This window comes from Streptomyces monticola, assembly GCF_042665355.1.
Lineage (GTDB): Bacteria > Actinomycetota > Actinomycetes > Streptomycetales > Streptomycetaceae > Streptomyces > Streptomyces monticola.
In genome coordinates this window covers 157,485-171,989 of sequence record NZ_JBHTCF010000011.1, presented here as the reverse complement: position 1 = coordinate 171,989, position 14,505 = coordinate 157,485, and the positions used below count along the sequence as shown (strand labels likewise).

Genomic DNA, 14,505 nt, shown 5'->3' with positions numbered 1-14,505 from the left:
CAGTGGATCAAGCAGCACGACCATGGCAGCCGGTGGGCCGGTTGCCATAGGTAAACGCGAAGTACGCGGGAGTCTGCTTGGTCACGGGGACAGTATGGCCCCACGCGCGCGTGCCCGGTCAAGGCGGGCCGGTCCCGGGTTCGGATGGTGAGACGAAGAGGCACTCCTGTGCGCCGTTAGAATCGACAAACAGAGACCCCCTCCCCACCGCCGGAAGGCCGCCGCAGTGCCAGCAGTGTCTTCACAGTCCTCAGCTGCCGCCCCCGACACCGTCCTGGTCGTCGACTTCGGTGCGCAGTACGCCCAGCTCATCGCCCGCCGCGTGCGGGAGGCCCGGGTCTACAGCGAGATCGTGCCGAGCACCATGCCGGTCGCCGAGATGCTCGCCAAGAACCCCGCGGCGATCATCCTCTCCGGCGGCCCGTCGTCCGTGTACGCGGAGGGCGCCCCCACCGTGGACCGTGCCCTCTTCGAGGCCGGGGTCCCGGTCTTCGGGATGTGCTACGGCTTCCAGCTCATGGCCACCACGCTCGGCGGCACCGTCGACAACACCGGTGCCCGCGAGTACGGCCGCACCCCCCTGCATGTGTCCAGGTCCGGTTCGACGCTCTTCGAGGGCACCCCGGACGAGCAGTCTGTGTGGATGTCGCACGGCGACGCCTGCTCCGCCGCCCCCGAGGGCTTCCAGGTCTCGGCGTCCACGGACGTCGTGCCGGTCGCGGCCTTCGAGAACGACGAGAAGAAGCTCTACGGCGTGCAGTACCACCCCGAGGTGATGCACTCCACGCACGGCCAGCAGGTTCTTGAGCACTTCTTGTACCGGGGCGCGGGCCTGAAGCCGGACTGGACGACCGGCAGCGTGATCGAGGAGCAGGTCGCCGCGATCCGCGAGCAGGTCGGCGGCAAGCGCGCCATCTGCGGTCTGTCCGGAGGCGTGGACTCCGCCGTCGCCGCCGCTCTCGTACAGAAGGCCATCGGCTCCCAGCTGACCTGTGTGTACGTCGACCACGGCCTGATGCGCAAGGGCGAGACCGAGCAGGTCGAGAAGGACTTCGTGGCCGCGACCGGCGTGCAGCTGAAGGTCGTGGACGCGAGCGAGCGGTTCCTGTCCGCCCTCGCCGGCGTCTCCGACCCGGAGGAGAAGCGGAAGATCATCGGCCGGGAGTTCATCCGGGTCTTCGAGCAGGCCCAGGCCGAGATCGTCGCCGAGGGCTCGGGGGACGTCGAGTTCCTCGTGCAGGGCACGCTCTACCCGGACGTCGTCGAGTCCGGCGGCGGCAGCGGCACCGCCAACATCAAGTCCCACCACAACGTGGGCGGTCTGCCCGAGGACCTCGAGTTCCAGCTCATCGAGCCGCTGCGCAAGCTGTTCAAGGACGAGGTCCGCATGGTCGGCCAGGAGCTCGGCCTGCCCGACGAGATCGTCCAGCGCCAGCCCTTCCCGGGCCCCGGCCTCGGCATCCGGATCGTCGGCGAGGTGACGAAGGACCGGCTCGACCTGTTGCGCGAGGCCGATGCCATCGCCCGCGAGGAGCTCACCGCCGCCGGCCTCGACCGGGACATCTGGCAGTGCCCGGTCGTCCTGCTCGCCGATGTGCGCTCGGTCGGCGTGCAGGGCGACGGCCGTACCTACGGTCACCCGATCGTCCTGCGCCCGGTCTCGTCCGAGGACGCGATGACGGCGGACTGGACGCGGATGCCGTACGACGTGCTCGCGAAGATCTCCACGCGGATCACCAACGAGGTGGCCGATGTGAACCGCGTCGTCCTGGACGTCACGAGCAAGCCGCCGGGCACCATCGAGTGGGAGTGATCATCCCCGCCGCCTGACCGCGAAGAGCCCCTACGTCCGCCTGACGGTGCGCAGGGGCTCTTCCGGTTTCCAGATCTGCATCGCCAGATAGGTGTTGTCCTCGATGTACGTCCGTACCACCTCGGTGAGTTCGGTGCGGAAGAGGTGGAAGGCGGCCGGGTCCGGAGGGTTCACGTCCTCGGTGTAGCGGGCGCGCTCGGCGGGGTCGTGCACCTCGACGGCGCGGCCCGCGATCCGGATGTCGCCGCCTGCCATCTCCTCGCCCGCGCCCGGATTGGCCTGCAGGCTGAACCGTGGATCGCGGCGCAGATCAAGGGCCTTGAGCGAGTTCGGCATCATGCCGAGCCACAACTCCCCGTGCAGGAACCGGACTTCGAGCCCCGTCGTGCGCGGGGAGCCGTCCTTGCGGACGGTCGCGAGGATGTGGTGGGTGAAGAGGGCGAAGCGGTCCTCGACGGTCTTGGCGAGAGCGGGTTCGGCGGTCGCGAAGGCTTCCCAGTTGAACGTCATGCGTTCAGCGTGGACGGGATACCCGACGTCTTGTGTCGGGTATCCCGTGTTCTTTCGCGGCGTCAGTCCGTGAGGTACGAGCCCAGTTCCGCGCCCTGACCCGGCGCCTGCAGGTCGCCCGGGTTCAGCGCGTAGGTGCCCGATGCGGCGAGCCGCAGCCACAGGGCGCCCGAGTCGGTGCCGGACGCGGTGTCCTCACCGGGGGCGCCGGCCACCAGGCCCTGGCCCGCCGGGAGTGCCACCGCGGCGCCGAAGCGGTCGCCGGCCTCGGCGACGCCGGGGACGTCCGCCGTGTCCTGGTGGTACGCCCGTGCGCCGGTGCCGCTCAGACCGGACGCACCGCCCCTGAGGAGCACCGTGGAGCCCGCGTCCTTGCCGCCGTTCGCGGCGCCGGCGAGGTCCTCGTAGGGGATGCCGACGGCGATGTCCGCGTAACCGTCGCCGTTCGCGTCGCCCGCGGCGAGTGCGGCGCCGAACTGGTCGCCGTCCTCGCTCGCGCCGGGCACGCCCGCCGAGTTCTGGGTGAGGGTCGTGGTGCGGGTCGTGGACGGCCCGGACGCGGTGCCGTAGAGGACCTTGACGGTGCCCGCGTCGTACGGGAGGTTCTCCACCACGCCGCCGGGGACGGTACGGATCACCAGGTCGCCGCGGCCGTCCTTGTCGACGTCGCCGATGGTCGCCGACGCGGCGTCCGTGAGGGTCCTGGACGTGGTCGAGAGGCCGCTCGCCGAGCCCGCCCAGAACTGCGACGACTCCGACATCTCCTCGAAGGCGTGCGTCGTCACCAGGTCGTCCCTGCCGTCCCCGGTGATGTCGCCCGCCGTCATGCCGGTGGGTTCGAAGGTGCGTCCCGTGGGCAGGTCGGCGGCGCGGGCGGTGGCCCCGTCGCGGCCGAACGGGCCGTACAGGACGCGCAGATCACCCCATGCGTCGCCGCCCCGCTTGCCCGCGACCAGGTCGGCGCTGCCGTCGCCGTCGAAGTCGCCCGCCGTGACCGGGAATCCGCCCGCGGCGGCCGCCTCGGGCAGCGGGGTCGCCTTCGCGGCCAGACCCTGGGCCGAGCCCCAATGGACGGCCACAGCCGTCCTGTTCTGCACGGCGAGGTCCGTGTAGCCGTCGCCGTCGAAGTCACGGGCGGTGCTGTCACCGCCGAAGGCGGCGCCCGCCTCCGGTGCGGCGGCCGTGAGCGTCTGGTGACGGCCGCCGGGCCCGCCGTACGCCACCGCGGCATACCCGGCCCGCTCCTGCCCCGCCACCGTGGCCGAGGGCGCACCGGTCACCACGTCCGTGTGGCCGTCACGGTCGAAGTCGGCCTTCGGAGGTACGCCGACGGGGGCGGCGGGTGCGGCGGTCGGTGCGGCGGCCGGTCCGGCAGCCGGTGCCGCTCCAGGCGCGGCGACGGCGGCGGCGGTCAGCAGGGCCACGGCCATGGCGCAGCCCGCGGCCAGGGTGAGGGAGCGGTGACGCACGGTTCCTCCTGTGGGCGGTGAGATCTGCCCAGGCAGACTCACGGGAGCCGGTGACGGTTGTGCGGTACACGCTGACCGGGTGAGGCTGCGCACTCTCTTCACAGGGCGGCCCTGTTCACTTGAGTTGACCGGCGGTAACTTCCGCCCCGTACAACCAGGAATGGAGGGACCCATGCCCGCGCCCACGCCGATACCCACCGAGCAACTGCAGTTCGCCCTGCCGCCCGTACACGAGTCCCTCGCCGATGAGCGAAGGCACCGCAAGGAACGGCTCGCCGGGGCGCTGCGGCTCTTCGGGAGGTTCGGGTACGAGGACGGTGTTTCCGGTCATATCACCGCGCGGGACCCGGAGTTCACCGACTGTTTCTGGGTGAATCCCTTCGGGATGCCCTTCAAGCACATCACCGTGAGCGATCTGATCCTGGTCGACGGCGAGGGGCAGGTCCTGGAGGGCCGCTATCACGTCAACCAGGCCGCGATCACCGTGCACGCCCAGGTGCACGCCGCGCGCCCGGACGCGGTCGCCGTCGCGCACTGCCACTCCCTGCGCGGCCGCGCGCTGTCCGCGCTCGGTGAGCTCCTCGAACCGATCACGCAGGAGGCCTGTGCGTTCTACGAGGACCACGCGCTGTACGACGCCGCTACCGGGGTCTCCGTGGACGAGGCGGAGGGCCGGCGGATCGCCACCGCGCTCGGCCCGCACAAGGCGATGATCCTGCGCAACCACGGGCTCCTCACGGTCGGCGACAGCGTGGACGCGGCGGCCTGGTGGTTCATCGCGATGGAACGCTGCTGTCAGGTGCAGCTGGAGGCGCGGGCCGCGGGCCGCCCCGTGCTCATCGGGCACAAGGACGCCATGGCCATGCGGGACCAGCTGGGCGCCGACCTCGTGGCGTGGATCAACTACCAGCCGCTGTGGCAGGACATCAGCCGGGGAGAGCCGGATCTGCTGTCGTAAGGGGCCTGACATTCGCAGAGGGCTGGCCGTCGTAGGAGCCCTGGTGCTGTTGCCTGGCCGCTCATGACGGGACCTTGGTCCGGGGGATCAGGGGCTTTCGGCCCGGAGTAGGGGTGCTCTGCGGGGGACAGCTTCGCGAGGTGAGTGAGCAGGGGACCTCGGGACGCGACGTGGCGGACCGTGCGCGGCCGGTGGCGGGGCGTCGGCGGATGGCGGGCGCGGGCGCCGTCGTGGGCGCGGTGTGCGGGGTGCTCGCGCTGCTCGGCTCCGCGCTGCTGCTCGGTGTCGCCGTGCCGCGGGCGCTCGCCGACGGTGACGGCTACCGGGCCGCGCCCTCCTGCCCGGCCGGAGCAGCGGGTGCCGTTGCCGCGCGGGACTGTGTGCGCTGGACCCCGGCCACCGTCGAGGACGCGGCGACGTTCCACGGCCGTTCCACCAGCTACCGGCTGACGGTGCGGTCGGCCGGTGACGGGCCCGCGCGGACGCTGCGGATGGACGGCGACCGCCCCGTCTTCGACGCCGTCGGCCCGGGCGACCCGGTGCGGCTGGGGCGCTGGCGCGGCGAGGTCAGGGCGGTCGCGGCGGCCGGGCACCGGCAGGACACCAGGCTGCGCGCGCTGCGCGACCCGAAGATGCTCACCGGAATCGCCCTGGGCGTCGCGCCGTTGGGGGCGCTAGCCCTGTGGGGTGCATGCTGGACGCGGTCACCGGCCGGCTCGCGCCGGGCGGCCCGCGCACGTACCCCTCCGCAGCTCGCCGTTCCCGCCACCGCCGCGATCTGGCTGGCCGCGGTGGGGCTCGGCGCGGGCCTGATCGCGGACCGGCCGTCGGGGGCGCTCGCCCTGACCGCCGCGGGTGCCGTTCCGCTGGTCCCGGTCGTGGCCCTGCGGCTGCGGCGTGCCCGGCGCGCGCCCACAGGCCGAACGGTGTCGCTGTGCCCGCGGCTCCCCGCCCGTGAGGAGGTGTTCGCGGGCGTCGTACGCGGCGACGTGCCCTACAGCGCGCACGGGTACGACCACCTCCTCGCCGCCCCGGGACGGCTCGCCGCCACTCCCGATCCGACCGGTGTGTTCGCCTGCCGGGAGGTGCCGCTGCACCTGGTGGTCGAGCGGGTCCGTGTCCCGTACCGCGACGAGACCGTCCGCGTCCCCGACGACTGGCGGGTCGCCGAGTGCCGCGACGGCGATACACCGGTGCTGATCGCCTGCGCGGCGCCGCACCTGGCGTGGGTGCTCGGCGTGCTCGGCCGGGGCGCGGCCGCGTCAACCCGCGAAGCGCCCGGTCACCCGCTCTGACCTGCCCGTAGGGACGGATTACGTTCCGATACGGCACAATTCCCTTTCATCGTAAGGAAGTTCACGATCAGGGACTCAGGGACGGGGAGCTCACGTGGCAGTGCAAGTGGCGCGACAGGGGACGCACGGGGGCGGCTGCACGTGCGGCGACTGTCCGCACGGGGCGCGCGCGGGGCACCGGCAGGCGGTCGCCGCATTCCTCGCCAAGCGGGACGAGCTGGCGGCCGGCGCCGGGCTGCCCGCCGCGCTCGCCCACTCCGCGGGCGCCTCGCGGCAGTGGGTCTCGGACGAGCTGACCCAGTCGGCTGCCCTGGTCGCCGAGCGCGGCCGGGCCGAGGGCGAGGCCTGGCTCCGACTCCTGTGGAACCGCACCCTGTTGACGGTCGGCTCCGCCTTCGCCGTACTGCTGCTCGTGCAGGCCCTCACCGCGATCGGCGCCGGCTGGACGGTGACACGGACCGCCGGAGTGCTGGCCGCGCTGCTCGTGGGCGGGGCGCTCATCGGGGTGGCGCGGCTGCACCGCACGCGCGGAGGGGTGCTCGCGCCGGTGATCGGCGAGGACAACCGGCTCTCCACCTCGCGCGCCGTCGCCGCCGCCTGGATGCTCCTGACCGGCTACGCCGTCCTCGTGCTCGCCTGGCAACTGGCCTTCGCCGCCGCGCCGCGCGAGCGCGACGCCCTGCTCGCGGGCCTTGAACTCGCGCGCTGCGGCGGGCTGTTGACGGTCGTCGCGGTGGTGTGCGGGATCGCCGTACTCGTACGCCGGATCGTCGCCCTGCGGGTGCTCGGGCAGCGGCTGCAGAAGGTGCGGGCGGACCGGCCGCGCGCGGCGGATCTGCTCACCGACGACGCGGGCCGCGGCAGCTTCGCCGACGCGCAGTTCGTCCTGGTGAGCGGGGTGGCGGTGCTCTTCGCCGCGGTACGGCTCGCGCGCCGCCCCGACCAACTGCCCGATCTGCCCTGGGGACTTGCCCTGCTGGTGCTCGTCTCGGGGGCGACCTATCTGGCCGGGAAGTACGCCGAGGGCGGGCGCCCGGTGATTCTCTCGGTGGTACGGGCGCGGGAGGCCGGCGACCTGGACGCGCCGATCCGCACCGGCGACGACATCGAGATCCGCGGCGCCGGGTTCGTGCCGCCGGGCGCCGGGGCACCCGACCGGCTCGCCCGGATGGTCGTGCGGATCGGTGCCGTGCACGTCCATGTGCCGCTGGTGCCGGTGCCCGGCGGCTTCACCAACCCCACCGACTCGGTCCTCACGGTGCCGGTGCCCGTGGACGTCGAGCTCGGCAGGGTCGAGGTCCAAGTCGTCACGGCTGCGGGGGTGGAGAGCAACCGGTGCGCGATCGAGGTGACGGAGTGAGGGGAGCCCTGGCGGGGCGGCGAGTGCTCGCGCCGGGGTGGCCCGGGCTTCTGCTGGGGTGGTCTTCCGTGGCACCGCGGCGAACGTACCGCCACTCGCGTTCATGTCACGGATTGCGTCGCACGGCTGGTGAGCCCGGCGGTCTCGTCGTACGTATGGTCTGTTGACGGGTCAACAGAGAGGCGGCGGGCACCATGGCGCACAGCATGCGGACCGATCCGTATATCGACCGCGCCGGCAGGGGTGCCGGCGGACTCAGGGAGAGCGCGGGCCATTACGCCCTGCTGCCACTGCGGATCTTCCTCGGTGTCACCTTCATCTACGCGGGCCTCGACAAGCTCACCGACTCCGCCTTCATGTCGGCCTCCGGCGCGGGCTCGATCGGTGAGCTGATGCGCGGGGCGCGCGACTCCGCGGCGGTCCCCGCCCTCGTCGACCTGGCCCTGAAGAGCCCTGTCAACTTCGGCTATGCCATCGCCTTCGGTGAACTGGCCGTCGGTATCGGCACGTTGATCGGACTGCTCGCCCGGCTCGCCGCGCTCGGCGGCGCGCTGATCTCGCTCAGCCTGTGGCTGACCGTGAGCTGGGCCATCGAGCCCTACTACTACGGCAACGACCTGGCCTATCTGATGGCGTGGCTGCCGCTGGTGCTCGCCGGGGCCTCGTCGCTCTCCGTGGACGCCATGCTGCGCGCGCGACGGCGGCGGATGCCGTAGCCCGTCGCCGCGGCCACGGTGGCGAGGAACAGTCCGGCGCAGACCACGGGGATCGCCACGAACCACTCGACGTGCCAGAGGCCTCCCGCGTCCCCCGCGTACGCGATGCCCGCGCCCGCGAGGAAGGTGCCCGCGACGAGCTTCCCGGGCTGGAACTCATGCCGCAACATGCGCTGCCTCCTTCACGACGCCTGCGGCCGGGCTCCGGCCTGCCGCCCGGCTCGTGTCTGCCGCCCGGCTCTGGCCTGCGGCCGGGGTCGCGTCTGCGGCCCGGCTCTGGTCGGTGGCCGGGCTCGTGTCTACCGCCCGCCTCTGGCTTGTGGCCGGGCTCGTGTCCGTGGTCGGGCCTTGGCCTGCGGCCGGGCTCTCATCCGCCGCCCGGCTCTCATGTGCCGCCCGGCTTTCGGCTGCGGCCGGGCTCTCATGTGCCGCCCGGCTTTCGGCTGCGGCCGGGCTCTCATGTGCCGCCCGGCTTTCGGCTGCGGCCGGGCTCTCATGTGCCGCCCGGCTTTCGGCTGCGGCCGGGCTCTCATGTGCCGCCCGGCTTTCGGCTGCGGCCGGGCTCTCATCCGCCGCCCGGCTTTCGGCTGCGGCCCGGCTCTCATCCGCCGCCCAGGTCCCGCCTGCCGCCCAGCTCGCGCCTGCGTGAGAGTCCGGCGTCCGCTTCTCACCGTGCCGCACGGGCCACCTCCGCCTGGCCCACGCCGACTTCGAGTCTGAGGTCGATCGTGCCGCCGTCCTTGGTGCCCGACGGTGGGGCGAGGGTGGTGGTGCGGTCCTGGCCGGGGGCGATGTCGACGTCTCCCGGTGTCTCGGTGGGCAGCCGGATGTCGCCGACGCCCACTTCCACGTCCAGCTGCACCGTCACGTCGTCCGGCACGACGACCTTGATACGGCCCGCGCCGACCTCGGCGGAGGTGGTCAGGGTCTCGCCCTTGCCGAGCTTCACGCCGCTCAGGTCGAGGGTGCCGGCACCCGAGCCCAGTTCGTACAGGGGCCGCACCTGTGCCACCGCGGCCGGCTTCCATTCCGTGCGCACCCACTTCGTGCTGATGTTGTCCGGCAGCGCCGTCGCCGCGGCGAGCAGACCGGCCGTGATCACCGCGAGGACGATGGAGCCGGCGCCGGTGCGCCCGAGGAACGCGCTGACCGCGATGCCGAGGCCCAACACGGCGAGCGCGCAGGCGAGTCCGGCCTGCAGGCTGGTGCCGAGGGAGCCACCGCTCCGGTCGTCCCAGCTCAGGCCGGTGGCGAGGGCGCCCGCGAGCAGGGCGAGCAGAAACACCCAGCCGCCGATCCAGCGCGGGCCGCGCGGCTTGGGCGCGGGGGTGTGGCGCTTGTAGCCGGTGCCCTTGGAGTCGTCGTACTGCCAGTACCCCGGGTCCAGGGTGAATTCGATGCCCTTGAGATCGGGCGGACCCCAGAAGTAACCCGTCTCCCCGTCGTGCGTGCCGTCCTTGACGATGCGGTCACGCCACCAGGACGGCGCACTGGCGACCGGCGGGGCGCGGGTCTCCGGCGGTGCGTCGGCGACCGTCTGTGCCGTGACCGGGTCGGGGTCGGTGGCGGCGCGCTGCTGCGACCAGTACCCCGCGCCCGCGAGGAGCAGGGTGAGGACGGCGGCGAAGGTGAGCACCCCGCCGTTGTTCAGCATCGACAGGAACAGGGCACAGCCGACTAGGGCGCAGATCAGTGCCGTCAGGCCCGCGCCGGAGACCCGGCCGGTGAGGAGCTTGCGGCCCTCCGTCTCCTCGTCCCCGTCCAGGGGGAGCAGGAGCCATGCGAAGCCGTAGATGATCAGGCCGAGGCCGCCGGTGACGGCGAGCACGGCGAGGCCGACGCGGAAGATCACCGGGTCCATGTCGCAGTGCCGGCCGAGGCCGGAGCAGATGCCGCCCAGCATCTTGTGCCGGCGCTCGCGGCGCAGCTTGCGCGGTGCCCGGGGCCCGGCCGTGGCGGTCTCGCCGGGTGCCGCGGCGCCGGGTGCCTCGCGGGGCGCTTCGCCGGGCGCCCCGCGGCGGGCTGCGGCCGGCGCGGCGCGGTCCTGATCGTTCATGCCTCCATGGTGACGGGCGTACGGCCGCTGCGGCAGGCGGGACGACCCTGGCTGAACCCTGATTCGTACCCTGAGGGGCAGCCGGGCCGGGGTCGGACCCGGGCCGGGACCGGGGAGGCTCCGGTCCTGGCCGGGGGCACGGCGGGCCCGGAGATCAGGGGTGTCTAGGGGGCCGACCCTGATGCCCTGGCGCCCCCGCCCGTGTGACCATCAGTGGCATGCAAGGCGCCGCGCTCCCCACCGAAGAACCGCCGCCGCTGCGCAAGCTCTACCGAAGCGGTGAAGGCCGCTGGCTCGGTGGGGTCGCGCGCGGACTGGCCGGGCATCTCGGGCTGCCCGTGATCTGGGTGCGTCTCGTCTTCGTCGGCCTGTTCCTGGCGAACGGCCTGGGGGCGCTGCTGTATGCCGCGTTCTGGTTCTTCGTCCCCCTCGGCGTGGGCGGTGTGGGGGACGGCAGGCAGCATGCGGTCACCACGGAGACGGGCCCCGACGGCCGCCGCAGGCTGATCGTCCGCAAGGTCGACAAGGGGCAGCTGATCGCGCTCCTCGCGATGGTCGTCGTGGCGATGGTCTTCGTCGGCACGGTCGACATGAGCGGCACCGCCAAGGCCTATCTGTGGCCGACCCTGCTGATGGCCGCGGGTGTGGCCCTGGTCTGGCGCCAGGCGGACAACGCCCGCAGGGCCCGCTGGATGGAGGTCGGCCGCCGCCGGCGCACCCTGAACATCGCGCGTTCCGGAGCGGGCGTCGCCCTGGTCGGCACCGGAGTCGCGGCGATCTTCGTGCTGCAGGGCTCGATCCGTGACCTGGGTGCCGTGCTGCAGGCGGCCCTCGCCGTCCTGGTCGGTATCGCGCTCCTCGCGGGCCCCTATCTCGTGCGCATGACGCAGGACCTCTCCGAGGAGCGGCTGATGCGTATCCGCGCCCAGGAGCGCGCCGAGGTCGCCGCCCATGTCCATGACTCGGTCCTGCACACCCTGACCCTGATCCAGCGCAATGCCGAGAGCCCGGGGGAGGTCCGCCGTCTCGCCCGTGCCCAGGAGCGCGATCTGCGCACCTGGCTGTACAAGCCGGAGGGCACCGGCAAGGACGAGTCCGACGAGCCGGAGAACCTCGCGGACGCGGTGCGCCGGAGCGCGGCCGAGGTCGAGGACAAGCACGGTGTCCCCATCGAGGTGGTCGTCGTCGGCGACTGCCCGCTCGACGACAAGTTGTCCGCCCAGATGCAAGCCGCGAGGGAAGCGATGGTGAATGCCGCCAAGTACGGTGGCGAGGGCGGTGCGGTCCAGGTCTTCGCCGAGGTCGAGGGCAAGACGGTCTTCGTGTCGGTGCGGGACCGCGGCCCGGGTTTCGATCTGGACGCGGTGCCCGCCGACCGGATGGGCGTACGAGAATCGATCATCGGCCGGATGCAGCGCAACGGCGGCACGGCGCGGCTGCGCGCGGTGCCCGGCGGCGGCATGGAAGTCGAGCTGGAGATGGAGAGGGCGGAGACGTCATGAGTGACGCGACGGACGCGACCGGACAGGCGGGGGCCGAGGGCCCGGAGGAGCCCGGGGCCGGCAAGGGCGGGCGCCGGGTGCGCGTCGTGCTCGTCGACGACCACCGGATGTTCCGTACCGGCGTCCAGGCGGAGATCGGCCGCACGGAGACCACCGGCGTCGAGGTCGTCGGAGAGGCCGCGGACGTCGAGCAGGCCGTCACGGTCATCACCGCCACCCGCCCCGAAGTGGTGCTGCTCGATGTGCATCTGCCGGGCGGCGGCGGCGTGGAGGTGCTGCGCCGCAGCGCGAGCATGATGGCGGACGCCGAGAACCCGGTGCGTTTTCTGGCCCTTTCGGTCTCCGACGCCGCGGAGGATGTGATCGGTGTGATCCGCGGCGGTGCGCGCGGCTATGTCACCAAGACCATCACGGGCACCGACCTCGTGGACTCCATCTTCCGTGTGCAGGACGGGGACGCGGTGTTCTCGCCCCGGCTCGCGGGCTTCGTCCTCGACGCCTTCGCGTCGACGGACGCACCTCCGGTGGACGAGGACCTGGACCGCCTCACCCAGCGTGAGCGCGAGGTGCTGCGCCTGATCGCCCGCGGGTATGCGTACAAGGAAATCGCCAAGCAGCTCTTCATCTCCGTGAAGACGGTGGAGTCCCATGTCTCCGCGGTCCTGCGGAAGTTGCAGCTGTCGAACCGGCATGAGCTGACCCGCTGGGCGACGGCCCGCCGACTGGTGTGAGCCGGCAGCCGGGCGGGCGGCGCGCACCCGGGGTCCAGCGCCTAGCATGACTGGCCATGAGCACCCCTCCCGGCGCCCGTACGGCACCCCGCACCGAGCACTCCCCGCGTCCGCATCTCGAACTCCGCCGGCCGAGCGTGGAGAGTGAGCAACTGTGCTCCGGCATCAGCCAGTTGATAGCCGAGGTCACCCTGGACGGCGGCGCCATCGGCTATGTCACCCCGCCCACGAGGGACGAGACCGATGCCTGGCTCGGCGCCGTGCTCGCCGATGTGCGGGCCGGTGACGCGGGGTTCGTGGTGGCCGCGGCCGACGGGCAGGTGGCCGGCTGCGGCCTGTGGCAGCGGCGCGGCGCCGTGCCGACGTACCGGCACAGCGCGGAGCTCCGGCAGATCATGACGCACCCCGCGGCCCGCGGGCTCGGCCTCGGCGCCGCCATCGTCTCGGGCCTGCTCGAGGACGCGCGATCGGCGGGCCTCGAGCTGCTCACGCTGGGTGTGCGCGGCAACAACCAGGCGGCCATCGAGCTCTATTCGGGGCTCGGGTTCCGCGAGTGGGGGCGCCTTCCGGGCGGGATCGCGGTGGGTGACGAGCGCTTCGACGACGTGAAGATGTGGCTGCCGCTCGGCGACCTCAGGCCGTCGGGGCGGGACGACCTCAGGCCGTCGGGGCAGGACGTCCGAGCCTTGAGCGGACCGGACGTCTGAGCCTGGGCGGACCGGACGTCTGAGCCTGGGCGGACCGGACGTCTGAGCCTGAGCGGGACCGGACGTCTGAGCCTGAGCGGACCGGACGTCTGAGCCCTGAGCGGACCGGGCCTCAGGAGACCCGCGTGGCCCCCGCGAACGGCATCGAGTCCACCGGCGCCAGCCGTACCGGCGCGCTGGGATTGGGGGCGTGGATCATCTGCCCATTGCCCACGTACATTCCCACATGGCTGAGCCCGGAGTAGAAGAACACCAGGTCACCGGGGGCGAGTTCGGCCCGTGAGACGCGCCGGCCCGCATTGATCTGCGTATACGTCGTACGGGGCAGGGAGATGCCCGCCGCGCGGTACGCCGCCTGCGTGAGGCCGGAGCAGTCGAAGGCGTCGGGCCCCGCGGCGCCCCACACATAAGGGCTGCCGAGGGCGCCGTGCGCGAAGGAAACCGCCTGTGCCGCACGGGCGTTGGGGGCCTTGACGGCGCCGCGCGGCAGATCGCGGGAGCTCCGGGAAGCACTGTCGTCACCGGACCCGCCGTGCAGACCTTCGGTGATCCGGGTCTGCTGCTCGGCGGTCAGCCGCTTCAGGAGCCGCTCGGCGGAGGCGAGTTTGCCGGTGATGTTCTTCTTGTGGGACCGCAACCGCGCCCGCTGGTCGTCGAGTTCATCGCGCTCGTGGCCGGCCTCCGCGCGCAGCCGGTCGAGCTCGCGCAGCTGCTCCCGCACCCCTTCGACGGCGGCGGCCTGGCGGCTGTTCGCCCGGTCGGCGAGCGTGGCCCGCTCCAGATAGTCGTCCGGGTCGGAGGCGAGGGCGAGCTGGACGGCGGGGGCGATGCCGCCGGTGCGGTACTGGGCGGTGGCGGCCGAACCGAGCGCGGTGCGGGCGGAGTCGAGCCGCTGGGTCTTGCGGGCGGCCTCGTCCTGCAGGGCGTCGATGCGGTCCTCGGCCGCCTCGGCCTTCTCCTTGGCGCCGTTGTACTTCTCGGTGGCGATCTCCGCGTCGTGGTAGAGCCGGTCGACCTTGGCCTTCACCTGGGCCGGTGTGAGACGTGGCTCCGCGTGTCCGGTTCCTTCGAGGGCCGCACCCGACGCTGCTCCGGCGAGTGCCAGAGTGGCGGCGGTGCGGGCCGTATGGCCACTGAGCGAGCGCTGTCTGGGCTTTCGGTGAGCGGCCACGCGTCCACTTCCTTACGCGTCCGGCGGCGGCCCGCACAGGGGGAGCGGGCCGCCGCCGGACCTCTTCTCGGCGGTGGTGGCCGGCAGCCGCCCTACGGGGCGGGGCGGCGATGGGGCGCCGGTCACCTGAGCAAGGACGCTAAACCTGAGCGTCACGACTTGGTGACGGAATGTGCGTAACTGGCGCAAGCGCACAGTGTGGTGACCGTATGTGACT

13 protein-coding genes are annotated in these 14,505 nt (G+C 72.7%); 8 read left to right on the top strand and 5 right to left on the bottom strand.

Going from position 1 to position 14,505, the window contains the following annotated elements; genetic code table 11:
* Positions 1-235: 235 nt before the first annotated feature.
* Positions 236-1,813 (top strand): glutamine-hydrolyzing GMP synthase, encoded by a 1,578-nt coding sequence (guaA, locus tag ACFQVC_RS24805; protein WP_381834374.1) that lies wholly within the window; start codon positions 236-238, stop codon positions 1,811-1,813.
* A 30-nt stretch (positions 1,814-1,843) separates the two neighbouring features.
* Here guaA and ACFQVC_RS24800 read toward each other — a convergent pair whose 3' ends face one another.
* Positions 1,844-2,323: a pyridoxamine 5'-phosphate oxidase family protein gene (locus ACFQVC_RS24800; protein WP_381834371.1), complete on the bottom strand. Its 480-nt coding sequence runs from the start codon at positions 2,321-2,323 to the stop codon at positions 1,844-1,846.
* Between the two features lie 62 nt (positions 2,324-2,385).
* Positions 2,386-3,792, bottom strand: coding sequence for an FG-GAP and VCBS repeat-containing protein (locus tag ACFQVC_RS24795; RefSeq protein ID WP_381834368.1), 1,407 nt, complete (start codon positions 3,790-3,792; stop codon positions 2,386-2,388).
* Between the two features lie 160 nt (positions 3,793-3,952).
* On the opposite strand from ACFQVC_RS24795, the gene ACFQVC_RS24790 reads away from it, so the two are divergent.
* The 4 genes from ACFQVC_RS24790 (at position 3,953) to ACFQVC_RS24775 (ending at position 8,121) form a co-directional block, all read left to right on the top strand.
* Positions 3,953-4,750, top strand: a complete 798-nt coding sequence (locus ACFQVC_RS24790) for a class II aldolase/adducin family protein (RefSeq protein WP_381834365.1) — start codon at positions 3,953-3,955, stop codon at positions 4,748-4,750.
* Positions 4,751-4,890: 140 nt separating this feature from the next.
* Positions 4,891-6,045 carry a hypothetical protein gene (locus ACFQVC_RS24785; protein WP_381834362.1) on the top strand — a complete coding sequence of 385 codons (1,155 nt, stop codon included), beginning with the start codon at positions 4,891-4,893 and terminating at the stop codon, positions 6,043-6,045.
* Positions 6,046-6,139: 94 nt separating this feature from the next.
* Entirely contained in the window at positions 6,140-7,405 is a 1,266-nt protein-coding gene (locus tag ACFQVC_RS24780) for a hypothetical protein (protein ID WP_381834359.1), read from the top strand.
* A gap of 194 nt (positions 7,406-7,599) precedes the next feature.
* Positions 7,600-8,121, top strand: coding sequence for a DoxX family protein (locus ACFQVC_RS24775; RefSeq protein ID WP_381834356.1), 522 nt, complete (start codon positions 7,600-7,602; stop codon positions 8,119-8,121).
* Here the strand turns inward: ACFQVC_RS24775 and ACFQVC_RS24770 are convergent.
* Positions 8,028-8,291, bottom strand: coding sequence for a hypothetical protein (locus ACFQVC_RS24770; protein ID WP_381834353.1), 264 nt, complete (start codon positions 8,289-8,291; stop codon positions 8,028-8,030). The genes ACFQVC_RS24775 and ACFQVC_RS24770 overlap by 94 nt on opposite strands.
* Positions 8,292-8,788: 497 nt before the next feature.
* Positions 8,789-10,177 (bottom strand): PspC domain-containing protein, encoded by a 1,389-nt coding sequence (locus ACFQVC_RS24765; RefSeq protein ID WP_381834350.1) that lies wholly within the window; start codon positions 10,175-10,177, stop codon positions 8,789-8,791.
* A gap of 218 nt (positions 10,178-10,395) precedes the next feature.
* On the opposite strand from ACFQVC_RS24765, the gene ACFQVC_RS24760 reads away from it, so the two are divergent.
* The 3 genes from ACFQVC_RS24760 to ACFQVC_RS24750 are packed head-to-tail and all read left to right on the top strand — an operon-like array spanning position 10,396 to position 13,117.
* Complete coding sequence (locus ACFQVC_RS24760; protein WP_381834347.1) at positions 10,396-11,679, top strand: ATP-binding protein; 1,284 nt, start codon at positions 10,396-10,398, stop codon at positions 11,677-11,679.
* On the top strand, positions 11,676-12,410 hold the full coding sequence (locus ACFQVC_RS24755; protein ID WP_381834344.1) for a LuxR C-terminal-related transcriptional regulator: 735 nt from the start codon (positions 11,676-11,678) through the stop codon (positions 12,408-12,410). Before ACFQVC_RS24760 ends, ACFQVC_RS24755 begins: the two co-directional genes overlap by 4 nt.
* A gap of 56 nt (positions 12,411-12,466) precedes the next feature.
* Positions 12,467-13,117 carry a GNAT family N-acetyltransferase gene (locus ACFQVC_RS24750; RefSeq protein WP_381834341.1) on the top strand — a complete coding sequence of 217 codons (651 nt, stop codon included), beginning with the start codon at positions 12,467-12,469 and terminating at the stop codon, positions 13,115-13,117.
* A gap of 112 nt (positions 13,118-13,229) precedes the next feature.
* On the opposite strand, the gene ACFQVC_RS24745 is transcribed toward ACFQVC_RS24750, so the two are convergent.
* The gene (locus tag ACFQVC_RS24745; RefSeq protein ID WP_381834338.1) at positions 13,230-14,288 is read right to left on the bottom strand and encodes a C40 family peptidase; all 1,059 of its coding nucleotides are present in this window, start codon (positions 14,286-14,288) and stop codon (positions 13,230-13,232) included.
* Positions 14,289-14,505 lie beyond the last annotated feature (217 nt).